Genomic DNA, 15016 nt, shown 5'->3' with positions numbered 1-15016 from the left:
AAAGGTTTGCTTAAAACCCTCATATTTTGTCCGATAGTCCGCCGCAGGCGGATTGCGATTCAACTTAAAATGCTCACGTACTATCGTGTACGCTCCGCTTTTTCGTCGAATCGGCGCTTGTCGAACACATCATTTCTCAAATCAGGATGTGAAATCCCGCCGCAGGCGGGGCTCTCGAAAAAAATCTAAGGGTTTGGGTTTAAAAAACCTGAAATTTTATTTGAGAAGATAATGATAAGTTTAAACTGTTACTTAGCAAAAGTTTGGTACTTTACTTTATGTAGATTCTCGGGACGCGAGGGGCGATGCCGGTGACAATTTCGTAATTGATGGTATCCAATGTGGCCGCCATTTCATCAACCGTCAGGGTGTCATTGCCTTGTCGTCCGAATACCACAACTTCATCTCCCTTCTGAACATTTCTGATGCTGCCAACATCCAGCATGGTCAGGTCCATGCATACACGACCAATGATGGGAACACGCTGCCCGCCAACCAGCATCTGACCGCTCGAGGACAGCCGGCGGTTTAAACCATCGGCGTACCCTAGCGGGATGGTGGCAATGGTAGTGGGGTGCGCGGTTGTATAGGTCATGCCGTAACTAACGCTGAAACCAGCGGGGACTTCTTTAAGCTGAATAATTTGTGTCTTTAGTGCCATGGCGGGCTGTAGTAGTACCCGTTGTCGGTCGACCTCATCGGAAGGATACAGCCCATAGATTGAGATGCCCGGTCGGACCAGGTCAAGATGGGATTGGGGCATATCAATCAGCGCTCCGCTGTTGGCGGCGTGTTTCAGCGCAGGGTTCAAACCGGCTTTCTGCAGGCTTTGAAGAAAGTTTAAGAATAGATGAAGCTGGTTATTGGCATAGGCCTTATCGGCACTGTCAGCCGCAGCAAAATGCGTGAAAACGCCTTCAAGTTCGAGTCCTTCCAGAGCGGCTATGGCCAGGGCTTCTGCGACCGTATCTGGATTGATTTTAACCGCATTGCCGGATGGATCATGTGCTGGCAACATACCCAGCCGGCCCATACCCGTGTCCACTTTCAAATGGATTCTTAACGGTTTTGCCAAGGATGATGCCGCTTGTGATAATTCCCGCGCTGCTGCCGAAGTGGCGACACTCTGGGTAAGATCGTATTGCAGCAAATCGTCCGCCAGTCGGGGGAGGGTATAGCCGAAAACCAGAATGGGTGCCTTGATACCGGCGTCTCGCAGTTGAATGCCTTCTTCGATGCGAGCGACACCGAGAACGGAGGCACCATTTTTTAGTGCACACCGACTGACTTCAACAGCACCATGGCCATAGCCGTTGGCCTTGACCACTGCCATCAGGCGAGCGTCGGGGTGTGTGGCGCGGCGTAACTCGCTGACGTTGTGGGCGATGGCCTTCAAATTAATTTCAGCCCAAACCGGTGATGTCGTCAAATGGGCACCTCGCTGTGGCATTTAACCCGCCTCTTCAGGTGGGTCTGTGACTGGGACGGTCATTTCATGTTGATGTCGTTTTATAACCAGTGGTCCGACAGCCTGGTATAGCTCTTTGGCGTGATATGAGCTGCGTACAAACGGTCCGCTGGCGACCTCTGCAAATCCCATCTCGTTGGCTATTTGCCGCCATTGCTCAAATTCCTCTGGTGGAATGAAACGTTTGACTGGTAGGTGTTTTTTTGAAGGTTGTAAATATTGACCCAGCGTCAGAATGCCGCAGCCGACTTTTAGCAGGTCTTTTAAGGTCGAACGTATTTCGGTCGAAGATTCGCCCAGACCCAGCATCAACCCCGATTTGGTCGGTATATGCGGATTAAAGTTATGCGCCCGTTCGAGTAACTGCAATGAACGCCCATAGCGTGCTTGCGGCCGGACGATCGGATACAGTCGGGGTACGGTCTCCATATTATGGTTGAGCACATCCGGGTGTGCCTTGAGGACGGTTTCCAGCGCATCCGCGTCACCCTGAAAATCGGGTATCAACACTTCGATAACCGCACCGGGAATCTGCCGGCGGACTTCGCCAATGGTATTGGCAAAAAAGCTTGCGCCGCCATCGGATAGATCGTCACGGGTAACTGAGGTGATAACAATATACTTGAGCGCCATTTGCCGGGCAGCAGCGGCAACGCGGGCAGGCTCATGCGGATCAGGTGGGCCGGTAGGGCCCTGCACAACCGAGCAAAACCGGCAATCACGGGTACAGCGCGATCCCATGATCAAAAACGTCGCCGTTTGTTGTGAGAAACACTCCCAGATGTTCGGGCAGCGAGCCTCTTGGCAGACGGTGTGCAAATGGTCTTTGCCAATCAGATTCTTGACATTTTCAAATGTCGGGCCAGTGGGTAGTCTTTTTTTAAGCCAGCGCGGCTTCTTTTGGGGTTGTTGGGTCATTATTCGGTTCGTTTTTGGTATTTAGAATTTGGTGTTTGGTATTTAGTGGGGATAACTGACCTTCGGTTCAAAAACCAAAAACCGAACACAAAACACTAAACACTGCTATTGAAAGCCAACTTTTCAAATATGGGTTCCAGATCCGCCGGTGTTTTCTGATTAAATGTTATACCAAATACCACCTCAAACTGTTCTTTTAGAATCTTACGCACTTGATGCATTGAAAATGTATGGGTGCATTCCTGCTGCATGTTGGTCATGCCCACATCCTGCAGCCCACAGGGCTGTATCCAGGAAAACGGCGTTAAATCCGTTTGAACGTTTAAAGCCAGACCGTGAAAACTGATGCCCCTGCGCACGGCAATTCCGATGCTGCCCATTTTCTTCGGGCCCACCCAGATACCTCGGTTGGCATCATTGCGCTCGGCGGCGATACCCCAATTTTCAGCGGTTCGCAACATTACTTCTTCCAAGGCGCTGACAAAGTCGACGACTTTTATTTTCGCAGTTTGCAAATCCACAATCGGGTAGGCGATCAATTGACCCGGTCCGTGATAGGTGATATTGCCGCCCCGCTCCACCTGGATGATGGGAATGCCGGCTTTTGCAAGAAATGCATCCGACACCAACATGCAATCACGCCCCCCTCTGCGACCTAAGGTGAAAACAGGGTCATGCTCCAAGATCAGCACGATATCGTTTTGTAATGTGCCGTCTCTGCGAGCCAGAATGAGTTTTTCTTGCAAAGCCCAGGCTTGACGGTAATCCACGCGCTCAAAATCAATGTTCAGCCATCTCCTTGAGTCCGTTGTTTGTAGCCCGTTGTCCGTTATCATACTGTTTTTTGTTGGCAGCGGGTGACGGTTGGAAACAGAGCTTTCTATTTGTTTGTTTGTTGTCATTATTCTAATTGATCGAATTGCCACGTACAATGGACTACTGACGACGGACAATTGACTACTGACCACTAACCTATCCGGTCAGACATGGTTTGCGCGCAGCCAAGGTTTCATCCAGCCTTTTGCGCTTGGTTTTGCGCGGGGCGGCGTGTAGCAACTCGGGATTTTCTTTTGCTTCTTTGGCAATGGTTTTCATTGATTCAATAAACAGGTCGATGTCTTCCTTGGATTCCGTCTCGGTGGGTTCGATCATGATAGCTCCGGGCACCACCAGCGGAAAATAGATGGTCGGCGGGTGAAAACCATAGTCCATCAGGCGTTTGACCATATCCAGAGTCGTGACTTTATATGGTTCCTGGAGTTTGTCTGAAAAGACACACTCGTGCATACACGGCCGGTCGTAGGGCAGATGAAAGGTCCCCCTGAGTTGATTTTTGATGTAGGCTGCATTTAAAACAGCTAGCTGGCTGGCTTTTTTAAGATTCTCAGGCCCCATACTCAGAATGTAACTGTAGGACCGGATCATGACGCCCACATTGCCATAGAACGCGTGGATCTTTCCGAAGCTCTCTGGGAAATCCTCGGATAAGACATAGCGTTTTTTTTGCTTGACTACACGAGGAACCGGTAGAAACGGCTCCAGATGCTTGCGGACACAGACAGGACCTGATCCTGGACCGCCACCCCCATGCGGACTGGAAAAGGTTTTATGCAGATTAAGATGCAGCACATCAATACCGAGTTCGCCCATGTTGACAATGCCCATGATGGCATTCATATTGGCACCGTCGCCGTAAACCAGCCCGCCTTTGGCATGGACAATATCGGCCACGGCTTTGATGTTTTCTTCGAAAAGGCCCAGCGTATTGGGATTGGTAACCATTATTCCGGCGGTGTCCGTATCCATAATATCCTCAACCGCTTTGGGTGAAAGAACACCTCTTTCATTTGACTTGACCGGAACCGAGCGGTATCCGCACAATGATGCACTGGCTGGGTTGGTGCCGTGAGCGGTATCCGGCACAATGATTTTTGAACGCGGCGTCCCTTTGCTCTTATGGTAAGCATAGAACAACAGCATACCGGCGAGCTCGCCATGGGCGCCGGCAGCCGGCTGCAGGGATGTGGCATCCATTCCGGTGATTTCAGTCAGGTATTGTTCAAGCTCATACATCAGCTGAAGTACGCCCTGTGACAGATGCTGCGGCAGCAACGGATGCGCCTGTGCAAGCCCCGGCCGGCCAGATTGGTTTTCATTGGTCTTGGGATTATATTTCATCGTACACGAGCCCAAAGGGTACATGCCCGAATCGACGGAAAAGTTCCACTGCGACAGTCGGATGTAGTGACGCACCACATCAACTTCGCTCAGATCTGGAAAATCCGGACCGCGGCCTTCCAGTTGCTTGTCGACCGGATGCGCTTCTACATCACGCCGCGGAAGTGAAAAACCGCATCGACCTTTTTTCCCTTTTTCCCACAACAAAGGCTCGTTGAAAATTAATCCAGTAGTGCCTACAGTATTTTTCATGATTTAATCTCCTTGATCAGGGCATCCATATCATCCCGGGTGGTTGTCTCAGTTGCGCACAGCAGATAATGGCTCTTAAGCTCTGGATAATATTCGACCAGCGGCAAGCCGGCGATGATTTTTTTCTGCAGTAACTTTTGATAGGTTTTCTCAAAGCCGTCTGGAAATGCGACCACAAACTCATTAAACGTCGGCCGGGAAAACGGCAATTTAAAACCAGCCTTGCGCAGCGCTTCTTTGAAATATTCCGCTTTGTCATAATTGAGACGGGCCAATTCCTTAAAGCCTGTACCACCCAGTGAGGCCATGTATATGACTGCTGCCAGAGCGCATAAGCTGTGATTGGTACAAATATTGGAAGTGGCCTTCTCGCGCCGAATATGCTGCTCACGGGTAGAGAGCGTTAGCACATGACCCCTTTTGCCATCTTGATCAACTGTCTGGCCCACCAAACGTCCCGGCATGTTGCGGACGTATTTCATTTTGGCGGCAAACATCCCCAGTCCGGGACCGCCGAATGTGTGCGGGATACCCAAACTCTGCCCCTCGCCACAAGCAATATCGGCGCCGCAATCACCCGGGCTTTTGTACAGGCCATAAGCCAGGGGCTCGCTAAAACATGCAACCAGAAGCGTTTTCTTGTCTGGCAGTGATTGCTGGATGGCTTCCAGGTCTTCCATGCAACCGAAAAAATTGGGTGATTGAATGGCTACCCCTGCCAGATCGTCCATATCTTTCAGGGATGTTATATCCGTTGAGCCGTCTTCGAGATAGGGCAGTTCTGTGATGTTAAATCCGGTAGGCTCAAAATATGTTGCCAGCACCCGTCGATACATCGGGTGCACCGCGCGCGAAACCGCCACCGTCTTTTTGCGTGACACGCGAATGGCCATCAACATCGCTTCGGCCAATGCCGATGCGCCATCATATTGCGATGCATTGGCAACCTCCATGCCCAGGAGTCGGGCGGTCAATGTCTGGTACTCAAAAATGGCCTGCAAGGTGCCCTGACTGACCTCGGGCTGGTAAGGGGTATAGGCGGTGACAAATTCTGAACGCGCTGCCAAAAAGGATGCCGCCGCCGGGACATAATGCGCGTAGCTGCCGGCACCTAAAAACAACTTGTATTCAGGTGTAACGGCCACAGTTTGCGCCAGCGTGTCCATATGATCATTTAACTCCCACTCGGTTAACGCCTCGGGGACATTGAGCGCTTCTTTGCGTCGGCAATCTTCAGGGATATGGGCAAAAAGGCCTTCAAGGCTGTCAATCTTCACCGCCTTGAGCATGCTGGCGATATCTTCAGGTGTATGGGGTAAGTAACGCATGGGTATTATCCTTTCAGCGTTCCAAGATAAGCATTATTGTCCATAAGGTCATCCAGTTCAGATGGATTCTCCGCTTTAACCTCAAGCATCCATCCGTCGCCATATGGCGAATTGTTTACCTTTTCAGGGGCATCTTCCAACGTGTCATTAATGGCCACCACCTCACCTGCAACCGGCATATACAGCTCGGAAACGGCCTTGACGGACTCCACTGTGCCAAATTCTTCAGCCTTGCCAAATGTGTCTCCGACCTCCGGCATTTCCACGAAAACAATATCACCGAGTTGGTCCTGGGCATAATCCGATATACCGACCTTGATCGTATCACCTTCGAGCCGGGCCCACTCGTGAGATTCGGCATAACGCACATCATCAGGAAAATTAAGTTCATTAATTTCTTTCATAATGTTCCTCCTCGCTTAGTTTCACCCTGATCCGGGTTCGTTTTGCTGATGCATTTTCACCATATGTGTATTTATTCTGACCTCAAAACCAATTTGGTATCACCGGTAAACCTATTCTAGCACATAGGGTACCTTTAAATTATAGCTCTTGTATACCACAAAGGTTTCCACAGATTGGACGTCTTTAATACGGGACACCTCCTCAGTATAAAATTCCAGTAAACCGAATCCCGATTTTAGCAGAACTATCAGAATGAGATCGAAACGACCGGTGACCACGCTGACCGAGACCACCCCCTTTAACTTGCTGAATTCCTCGCCCTTGTTTACCAGATCCATGCTTTGAAGTTTTACCCCCACGATAACGACGCGATGTCCCTCGATTGTTTCCGGATTAATGACACCATTGATGTCCAATACGCCTTCTTCGGTTAATTTTTGAACACGGGTCCGAACCGTGTTTTCAGATACAGCTAGATCGAGGGCAATCTTTTGGTAAGATTTGCGGCCGTTGCGCAGTTGTTTAATGATGGCCAGGTTGGTTTTGTCGATGTTCATGGGCCTCCTGTTATGCGAAGGTAACACCGAAACATAAAATAATTAAAAAAAATTGCTGATTCTGTCAATTATTTTTTAATTTATTCACGATATCTTCAATATAACATCGAATTTTTTTTATTCCCTAGATGGTGTCTTGGGATTGCTGATATGTTGAATTTTATGGATGACCACAGCGCGCACGGTGCTTACTATACAATAGGCGGCGATAAATAACCGCTGTGCACTTTCACCGCCTGGGTCTAAAACAGGACATGTTATCAAGGGAATAAAGTTGAAAAAAATAACACCATATGATATGGACCCAATCATTTTTAAGACCATTCCGATTGCTTTCTTAATCAACTGTTAACCCCATTAATAACCGAAGTGAAAAGGAGGTTTGCAATGAAAAAAGGATTTCTATTAGCCGGGATTATTTTCTGTATCGCAGTGGCTGTGACATTTTATGCCTGCGGACCGAAAGGACCGGAAACCATCAAGATCGGTGTCAATGCCCCTATTACCGGTGACATTCCCAAAGTGGGCGAGGGAAGCAAGTTTGCGGCCGAAATGTGGCTGGAAGACGTCAACGCTGCCGGGGGACTTCAAGTCGGCGATAAAAAATACAAAGTGGAACTGGTCATAGAAGACAATGAATCCAAAGCGGAGTCAGCTGTTAAAGTTGCCACCAAGCTGATCACGGAAGATGAAGTCCTGGCAATAGTCGGACCGCAATCATCCAAACAGGCCGTACCGGCCGGCGGCAAAGCCAATGAACTCGGCACGCCGATGATCAGCCCGTGGTCGACCAACCCCGATACGACCAAAGAACGTCCGTACGTATTTCGCGGCTGTTTTCTGGATCCGTTTCAGGGACCGGTGGCAGCCAATTTTATCCGCGACGAATTCGGGTTTAAAAAGGCGGCAGTGCTCTATGATGTCGCCAGCGACTACCCCAAAGGGTTGGCTGAATTTTTCAAAGAAGCCTGGGAGAAAAATAACGGTCCTGGATCGGTGGTGGCCTTCGAAAGCTTTACAACCAAGGACACCGACTTCAGTTCACAGCTGACCAAGATCATCAATTCGGACGCAGAAGTGCTGTTTACGCCCCAGTACTACAACGAAGTCGCTCTGATCGTTCAACAGGCCCATCAACTGGGCTGGGATAAGCCCATTGTCGGTAGTGACAGCTGGGGTTCGGCCGAGACCGTCAAGCTTTGCGGCAAAGACTGCTACGGACTGTTTTTCAGCACTCACTATGCGGCTGCCGGTGCCACGGGTGCCACCAAAGAATTTATCGATCGATACAATAAAAAACATGGTTACGTGCCCGATGATGTCGGTGCGTTGACCTGGGACAGCATCCGTCTACTGCAACAGGCGATTCAAAATACCGGTGGGTTGACCGGCGACATCAAAAAAGACCGTGCGGCGGTTCGCGAACAACTGGCCAAAATTAAAGATTTTGACGGCATTACCGGCCAGATGACATTCACCGAAGAAGGCGATCCGGTTAAATGTGCCGTGGTCGTTCGCATCAGCGATGCCGGTGAATTCGAGTTCTACAAATCGGTGTGCCCATAAAATATAGATAAACGTTCAAGGTTCAGGGATTCAAAGGTTCAGAGTTTAAAAAGACCTGAGGGTTATGTATACCAAAAGCATCCCAAAGGGAGTTAACCCTGAACGGTGAACTTTGAACCTGGGAACCTGTAGTAACAAAAGACGGGCCAGGGCCTTGCGCCCTGAGCCCGCCTTTTTAGAAGAACGAGGAGTGGTAGATGGTACTGTTGCAAAACCTGATCAATGCATTGCAGTGGGGAAGCTTTTATGCGCTGATCGCCCTGGGCTATTCGATGGTGTACAGTATTCTGATGCTGTTTAACTTCGCCCATGGCGATATTTTTATGGTCGGCGCCTATATCGGGTTCGGGGTGGCTTCAGCCATGCTTGCCCTCACCGCCATGGGGGCCTTTGCGCTGCCCAGCTGGCTGATCCTGGTATTAACCATTCTTTTCTCCATGTTCTTAACCTCGTTTGTGGGTATGATCGTTGAACGCATCGGCTATCGCCCTTTGCGCGATGCGCCGCGGGCATCGGCAGCTATCACCGGATTGATGATCGGCATCATCCTGGAGACCGGCAACCTGATTCTGCTGGGTGCCCAACGCGTCAGTTTTCCGTCCCTGATAAACACCGTCACTTATGATCTGGGCGGTGTTTTTGTCACCAATAAAAAGATCATGATCGTGGTGGTCTCTCTGGCATTGGCCACCGCGCTGCACCAGTTCATCCGTCACACACGGTACGGGATGGCCATGCGCGCTATGGCGTTTGATTATGTGGTCGTGCCGCTAATGGGTGTGTCAATAAACAAGATTGCGGCCATGACCTTTGCCATTGGGTCAGCTCTGGCCGCAGCCGCCGGTATTCTTTTCGGTGTGGCCTATCCGGTACTGGATCCGTATATGGGGATCCTGATCGGTTGGAAAGCGTTTGTCGCGGCAATTCTGGGGGGCAGGGGATCGATTATTGGGGCCACTCTGGCCGGGTTTTTGCTCGGCTTTATTGAAATTTTTGTACCCATGATACCATTTGTACCCTCAACCTTTCGCGATCTGATTGCCTATTCGATTGTTTTACTGATCCTGGTTTTCAGGCCCCATGGATTTTTTGGGGAAGCTTACAGTGCACGGCTGAGGCTGTAATAGCTCGGCCCGAGCTTTGCCGCAGCAGTTTCATCAGTTAAATGTCATAAGAAACAAGGATTTGATATGGAAGGAACGAGCGCAAAATTGTCATTGCCATCGTTATGGTCAAAGCTGAATATACGCGCCTGGGTGTCGCAGGTCCCGCTGCTGGGTTGGCTGATCGGGGCTCTGATTGCAGTTGGCCTGGAAATGGCGATCGGCACACCTTTGGCCAGGGGGCTGGGGCTGCCCAAGGCACCGGTTTTGTTCGGCTTTGTTATCATGCTCAAAAAACCGCTGTTGATTCCCGGAGCGGCCTTGTACCTTTCGCTGATTTATCTCTTACCCATCGGCCTGATCGTACGCTTTGGCGCAGCCGCCGTGAACCGGCTGAGCGCTATTCTGGCGGATTTTTCGACCGTTTTTTCCATTTTAGTCCACCTGGCGTTACTTTATCTGATACTGCACCTGTGGTCGGGAATGAGTGATTATCGCGTCCTGGTGGTCAAACTGACCCTCATTGCGGTCATGGTTACCTTGAGTCTGAATGTGATTAACGGCTACATGGGCGAATTTTCCTGCTCGCATCCCGGATTTATGGCCCTGGGCGCCTATGCAACTTCCGTTTTTACTGTCTCACTTTTTGTAAATGATAAAATCTTCGGCGCAGCTGTGCTGCCGGCAGCCATCGGACCTTTCTTTTTCCCGGTTGCGCTGTTTTTGGGCGGGGTGGCGGCATCTATTGGTGCTATGGTTGTGGCCATACCGTCATTTCGTACCCGGGGTGATTATCTGGCGATTATTTCACTGGCCTTTTTGTTTATCGTAAAGAGCTTGATTGAAAACCTGGAGGTGGTTGGCGGGCCCCGCGGTTTGGGCAGTCAGCCGGACTGGGCCAATTTGCCAGTGGTATTTTTGACCACCGTGATTTGCATCTGGGTGATCAATAACTTTGTGCGCTCTACGCTGGGAAAAGCGCTTAACGCCGTACGCGATAACGAGATGGCGGCTGATGCCATGACAGTAAATACGCGGCGCACCAAATTTGTCGCTTTTTTATTTGCCGCTTTCTGGGCGGGTGTTGCCGGCGGCTTGTTTGCGCATGTGCTGCGCTATGTCAATCCCAGCACGTTTGGTATTCAAAAGCTGGCCGAAGTATTGGCCATGGTTTATTTTGGGGGTTTAAACTCGGTATACGGTGCCATTGTGGGCGCCACCAGCATCAGCTTATTGGGCGAGGCCCTGCGGCCGCTGGAAATTTTCAAATGGATCATTATCCCCTTGCTGCTGATACTGGTGATGATCTTCCGACCGACGGGACTGATTGCCTTCAAGGAATTCGATGCCCGCAAGTTGGTACAACCAAAAGACAGAAAATCCTAATTGAGCCAAACACTCAATCAGGCGTTATTTGTCATTGGTTATTTGTTATTGGGTCTTGATATTGATGGAATGGATTTTTGGTTTTATTCCTCACAGACGATTAACGAATAACAAATAACGAATAACTCCCCATTGGGTTTTAACCAATGGGGAAAAGAAGAGGTAGCGCATGTCTATGTTAAGGGTTGAAAATATGACCCATTTTTTCGGTGGCCTGCGGGCAGTACACAATTATGATTTGGAGATCAAACCTGGTGAGGTTCGGGGGCTCATTGGACCTAACGGAGCGGGTAAAACAACGATTTTCAACCTGATTACCGGTATCTACAATCCCACTGAAGGCAATGTTTTTCTGGAAGATCACAAATTAAACGGTCGCACGCCTCACGACATTGCAGCGCTGGGCATCGGCCGCACCTTTCAAAACATGCTGCTATGGCGGCATATGACCGTTTTAGAGCATGTCAAAATGGCCCGCTATTCCAAACTTAGCTACGGTCTCATCGGCGCATTTTTCGGAACGCCCCGTCGCAACCGTGAAGAAGCCGAAAGCGAAGAAAAGGCCTATAGCCTCTTAAAGCTGTTTGGTGTCGATCAATTTGCCGACCAGTGGGTACCGAATCTGCCCTATGGTGCGCAGCGGCGGGTCGAGATGGCCCGGGCAATGGCCACGGAGCCCAAAGTGCTGTTTCTGGATGAGCCCACCGCCGGTATGAACCCGGAAGAACTGGTTCAAATGATGGACATCATTCGCCAGATCAAAGAAAAATTCAAACCAGCCATTTTTCTGATTGAACATCGCATGAAGGTGGTTATGGAACTGTGTGAACGGATCCAGACCCTGGTTTTTGGGGAAGTGATAGCGGAGGGCACACCGGAGGAAATTCAAAACAATCCCAAGGTTATCGAAGCTTATCTGGGCAAGGAGATCGTAGAGTAATGTTGTTATCCATTGAAGGGTTGCGCGTTTCCTATGGCAATATTAAAGCCCTGCACGGGCTGAATTTTGAAATTGAAGAAGGCGAAATTGTTTGTATTATTGGCGCCAATGGTGCCGGTAAAAGCACCACACTTAAAGCCATTTCGCGCATGGTTCCTGCTGATGAGGGTTCCCGTATGACCTTTCAGGGAAAGGACTTGCTTGATTACGCTGCCGATAAAGTGGTCAGCCAACTGGGTATTTCGCATGTCCCCGAGGGGCGGCGTCTGTTCGATAATTTAACGGTGATGGAAAATTTAAAACTGGCCTGCTTTGCCCGCAGAGACAATGACCAGATCAACAAAGACATTGAGCGGGTCTTTTCCATTTTTCCGCGTCTGGATGAACGGCAGGTACAAAAAGCCGGCACGCTTAGTGGTGGTGAGCAGCAAATGCTGGCGGTCGGTCGAGCCTATATGAGCGGTCGCAAGGTCATGCTGCTGGATGAGCCCTCCATGGGTTTGGCACCGCTGTTGATGATGAGCATGTTTGATGCCCTCAAGGAGATTAATAAGGAGGGCACCACCATATTGCTGGTCGAGCAAAATGCTCGTCTGGCCCTGCAATTTGCGCAGCGCGGCTACGTGCTGGAAAACGGCAATCTGGTTTTGGAGGGCTCTTCAGAGCAGTTGCTGGAGGATCCGGAGGTAAAAAAGGCCTATCTCGGCGGCTAAAACTGAGTCCCAAATCCCCATCTTTTGCCCGATACCTGTGTTACAAGCCGGCTCAAAATGCTCACGTACTATCGTGTACGCTCCACTTTTGAGCCGGCTTGCGCCTTGGTCTCGAACAAAAGCTGAGAATTTCGAACTCAGTTTACTTTTTATTATAATTGTGGTGTTTTTTCGTCGGCCTTTTGAGCACCTTAGTGTAATAGGATGAGATGCGACATCCCGCAATTTGCGGAAGCCCTCAGACAACATCTGAGTGTTTATAAGCCAGTTACCTTTTCATTTCATTCCACTGACCGATTCGGCTAAACAATCCTAAACTGCATTAGGAGATCATTTTAAATGGTTAGATCTAAATCTTATTTAACCGCATATGATTTAGCAGGTCATCGAATAATGGTAGGCTTCGTTAAGTCTTTTAAACCTATCTGGCTGGTTCTGACCCTATTGATCTTGGCGGCCTGTGCTACTTTGCCAACACCTGAAGGCAAAACACCCTCATACGCGTATGACCCGCCTCCCGATAATCGTCTGGCGGTTATGACCCGTGAATGGGTAGAGGATGTGGATCAGGGTCGCTCGGGATTTTTTAAATTGTTCCGCAATGATGATGCCATGCACTGGCGATTGTTGTTGGCGGATATGGCCGAAGAAACCCTGGATATGCAGTATTTTATCTGGAAAGCCGATGCCAGCGGCGACCTGCTTCTGGATCGGGTGGTCAAAGCGGCAGACCGCGGCGTGCGGGTGCGCATACTGGTGGACGATATTTATATCATCGGCGCCGACAAGTCTGTGGCCGCGCTCAGTCAACATCCCAATATTGAAATCCGCCTTTTTAATCCAATGCAACAGCGCACCTCCTCAATGCTGCTGTTTGTGTTGGAATACCTGGGAAATATCCAGCAACTGAATCATCGCATGCACAACAAACTGATTGTGGCCGACAATCGCTTTGCCTTAGTGGGCGGCCGCAATATTGGCAACGAATATTTTGGTCTAAACCCAAAACAAAATTTTACGGATTTCGATGTTGTGGCCTTTGGAGCGGTTGCCCAAAAAGTATCCCACTCTTTCGATATTTACTGGAACAACCAGTGGGCCTATCCGGGTGAGGCTCTGCTACAGAATTATAAGAACCGAGAACTTTTACCGCAACTGCGCGAAGAATTGCAGGAGGAGCTGGATAAAAAGGAGTGGAAGCTGGTTGAATTTCAGCAAAATAATCCTGACACAAAAACGCTGCTGGCCAGGCTGGAACAGAGAATGAAAGGCGGCACGGCCAGCGTTATATATGACGAACCATTGGTCGGTGAAAAAATACCACCGATGCAGTTGATCGAAACCTTAGGAGAGCTGACGGTCAACGCCAAACATGAGTTGTTGATCTCAACGCCTTATTTTATTCCCCATGAAGATTTTTATAATGATGTGCCGATTTTGATATCAAAAGGTGTTCGCGTTGTAGTGCTCACCAATTCACTGGGTTCGACCAATCATCCCATCGTTCACAGCGGGTACAAAAAACACCGCAAAAATGTGATCGAAATGGGCGTTGAGCTTTTTGAAATGCGGCATGATGCCTCTGCCAGAGGAAAGTTTGACACGCCTCCGGTGAAATCAAGAGCATTCGGTCTGCATGCCAAATACATGGTCATCGATCGCCAGGTCTCTTTTGTGGGGTCACTGAATCTGGACCCGCGTTCCATTTATATTAATACCGAAATGGGTATTATCATCGATAGCACAAAGCTGGCCGAAGCCATTGCTTTGGAATTCGAAGAAGAATTGAAGCCGGAAAATTCCTGGCAGGTTCTGCTCGATGAGAAAGGCCGTCTGTACTGGAAAGCGGGGGACACGATCCTTCGCAGGGAGCCGGCACGTAATTCTTGGCAGCGTATTCAGGCCTGGTTTTTTGGGTTATTTGATCTTGATGACCAGCTATAACCTGGGATTTGCATGAAAATAGATGAGAATTTTTCATTATGCTAAAATTGATTGGTATCTTTTTTATTTCTCATCTATTTTCACCCGGTGGGCGCGTCGCAGGCTTCCATCGGTCCGCCTCAGGCGGATTATTAAGGACGAGGCATCCGCCTGAGGCGGCTAGCCTCGTCCTTAAATGCCTTGCATATGAAAGTTTCCGACTCGTGCAAAATTTGCGTCTACCTGGTTTTTGCATGAAAATCATTGATCCGACCCAAA

The 15016-nt window shown here is 49.5% G+C and carries 13 protein-coding genes; 6 read left to right on the top strand and 7 right to left on the bottom strand.

Features of this window, described 5'->3' with window-relative positions; translation table 11 throughout:
* Positions 1–271: 271 nt before the first annotated feature.
* The 7 genes from alr to QNJ26_04480 form a co-directional block, all read right to left on the bottom strand.
* Positions 272–1450, bottom strand: coding sequence for an alanine racemase (alr, locus tag QNJ26_04510; protein MDJ0984783.1), 1179 nt, complete (start codon positions 1448–1450; stop codon positions 272–274).
* Complete coding sequence (lipA, locus tag QNJ26_04505; GenBank protein MDJ0984782.1) at positions 1451–2386, bottom strand: lipoyl synthase; 936 nt, start codon at positions 2384–2386, stop codon at positions 1451–1453. It abuts the gene before it with no gap.
* A gap of 95 nt (positions 2387–2481) precedes the next feature.
* On the bottom strand, positions 2482–3288 hold the full coding sequence (lipB, locus tag QNJ26_04500; protein MDJ0984781.1) for a lipoyl(octanoyl) transferase LipB: 807 nt from the start codon (positions 3286–3288) through the stop codon (positions 2482–2484).
* A 70-nt stretch (positions 3289–3358) separates the two neighbouring features.
* Positions 3359–4816: an aminomethyl-transferring glycine dehydrogenase subunit GcvPB gene (gcvPB, locus tag QNJ26_04495; protein ID MDJ0984780.1), complete on the bottom strand. Its 1458-nt coding sequence runs from the start codon at positions 4814–4816 to the stop codon at positions 3359–3361.
* Positions 4813–6144, bottom strand: a complete 1332-nt coding sequence (gcvPA, locus tag QNJ26_04490) for an aminomethyl-transferring glycine dehydrogenase subunit GcvPA (protein MDJ0984779.1) — start codon at positions 6142–6144, stop codon at positions 4813–4815. The genes gcvPB and gcvPA overlap by 4 nt, the downstream gene beginning before the upstream one ends.
* A gap of 5 nt (positions 6145–6149) precedes the next feature.
* Positions 6150–6548 carry a glycine cleavage system protein GcvH gene (gene gcvH / locus QNJ26_04485; protein ID MDJ0984778.1) on the bottom strand — a complete coding sequence of 133 codons (399 nt, stop codon included), beginning with the start codon at positions 6546–6548 and terminating at the stop codon, positions 6150–6152.
* A 111-nt stretch (positions 6549–6659) separates the two neighbouring features.
* Complete coding sequence (locus QNJ26_04480) at positions 6660–7106, bottom strand: Lrp/AsnC family transcriptional regulator (protein MDJ0984777.1); 447 nt, start codon at positions 7104–7106, stop codon at positions 6660–6662.
* Between the two features lie 387 nt (positions 7107–7493).
* On the opposite strand from QNJ26_04480, the gene QNJ26_04475 reads away from it, so the two are divergent.
* From QNJ26_04475 to QNJ26_04450, 6 genes are all read left to right on the top strand, one after another.
* Complete coding sequence (locus QNJ26_04475; GenBank protein ID MDJ0984776.1) at positions 7494–8672, top strand: ABC transporter substrate-binding protein; 1179 nt, start codon at positions 7494–7496, stop codon at positions 8670–8672.
* 197 nt (positions 8673–8869) lie between these two features.
* Entirely contained in the window at positions 8870–9796 is a 927-nt protein-coding gene (locus QNJ26_04470; protein MDJ0984775.1) for a branched-chain amino acid ABC transporter permease, read from the top strand.
* Between the two features lie 66 nt (positions 9797–9862).
* Complete coding sequence (locus QNJ26_04465; GenBank protein MDJ0984774.1) at positions 9863–11161, top strand: branched-chain amino acid ABC transporter permease; 1299 nt, start codon at positions 9863–9865, stop codon at positions 11159–11161.
* Between the two features lie 169 nt (positions 11162–11330).
* Positions 11331–12101, top strand: a complete 771-nt coding sequence (locus tag QNJ26_04460; protein ID MDJ0984773.1) for an ABC transporter ATP-binding protein — start codon at positions 11331–11333, stop codon at positions 12099–12101.
* Positions 12101–12814 (top strand): ABC transporter ATP-binding protein, encoded by a 714-nt coding sequence (locus QNJ26_04455; GenBank protein ID MDJ0984772.1) that lies wholly within the window; start codon positions 12101–12103, stop codon positions 12812–12814. The genes QNJ26_04460 and QNJ26_04455 overlap by 1 nt, the downstream gene beginning before the upstream one ends.
* Before the next feature lie 339 nt (positions 12815–13153).
* Entirely contained in the window at positions 13154–14758 is a 1605-nt protein-coding gene (locus tag QNJ26_04450; protein MDJ0984771.1) for a phospholipase D family protein, read from the top strand.
* The last annotated feature ends 258 nt before the right edge of the window (positions 14759–15016 follow it).

The organism is Desulfobacterales bacterium, assembly GCA_030066985.1.
Lineage (GTDB): Bacteria > Desulfobacterota > Desulfobacteria > Desulfobacterales > JAHEIW01 > JAHEIW01.
The sequence above is the reverse complement of the archived record's forward strand: the minus strand, read 5'-3'. Positions and strand labels throughout refer to the sequence as shown.

What these genes read in the sequence shown, in the direction of transcription:
- alr (MDJ0984783.1), bottom strand. Translation starts at nt 1,450, where the DNA reads ATGCCACAGCGAGGTGCCCATTTGACGACATCACCGGTTTGGGCTGAA.
- lipA (MDJ0984782.1), bottom strand. Translation starts at nt 2,386, where the DNA reads ATGACCCAACAACCCCAAAAGAAGCCGCGCTGGCTTAAAAAAAGACTA.
- lipB (MDJ0984781.1), bottom strand. Translation starts at nt 3,288, where the DNA reads ATGACAACAAACAAACAAATAGAAAGCTCTGTTTCCAACCGTCACCCG.
- gcvPB (MDJ0984780.1), bottom strand. Translation starts at nt 4,816, where the DNA reads ATGAAAAATACTGTAGGCACTACTGGATTAATTTTCAACGAGCCTTTG.
- gcvPA (MDJ0984779.1), bottom strand. Translation starts at nt 6,144, where the DNA reads ATGCGTTACTTACCCCATACACCTGAAGATATCGCCAGCATGCTCAAG.
- gcvH (MDJ0984778.1), bottom strand. Translation starts at nt 6,548, where the DNA reads ATGAAAGAAATTAATGAACTTAATTTTCCTGATGATGTGCGTTATGCC.
- QNJ26_04480 (MDJ0984777.1), bottom strand. Translation starts at nt 7,106, where the DNA reads ATGAACATCGACAAAACCAACCTGGCCATCATTAAACAACTGCGCAAC.
- QNJ26_04475 (MDJ0984776.1), top strand. Translation starts at nt 7,494, where the DNA reads ATGAAAAAAGGATTTCTATTAGCCGGGATTATTTTCTGTATCGCAGTG.
- QNJ26_04470 (MDJ0984775.1), top strand. Translation starts at nt 8,870, where the DNA reads ATGGTACTGTTGCAAAACCTGATCAATGCATTGCAGTGGGGAAGCTTT.
- QNJ26_04465 (MDJ0984774.1), top strand. Translation starts at nt 9,863, where the DNA reads ATGGAAGGAACGAGCGCAAAATTGTCATTGCCATCGTTATGGTCAAAG.
- QNJ26_04460 (MDJ0984773.1), top strand. Translation starts at nt 11,331, where the DNA reads ATGTCTATGTTAAGGGTTGAAAATATGACCCATTTTTTCGGTGGCCTG.
- QNJ26_04455 (MDJ0984772.1), top strand. Translation starts at nt 12,101, where the DNA reads ATGTTGTTATCCATTGAAGGGTTGCGCGTTTCCTATGGCAATATTAAA.
- QNJ26_04450 (MDJ0984771.1), top strand. Translation starts at nt 13,154, where the DNA reads ATGGTTAGATCTAAATCTTATTTAACCGCATATGATTTAGCAGGTCAT.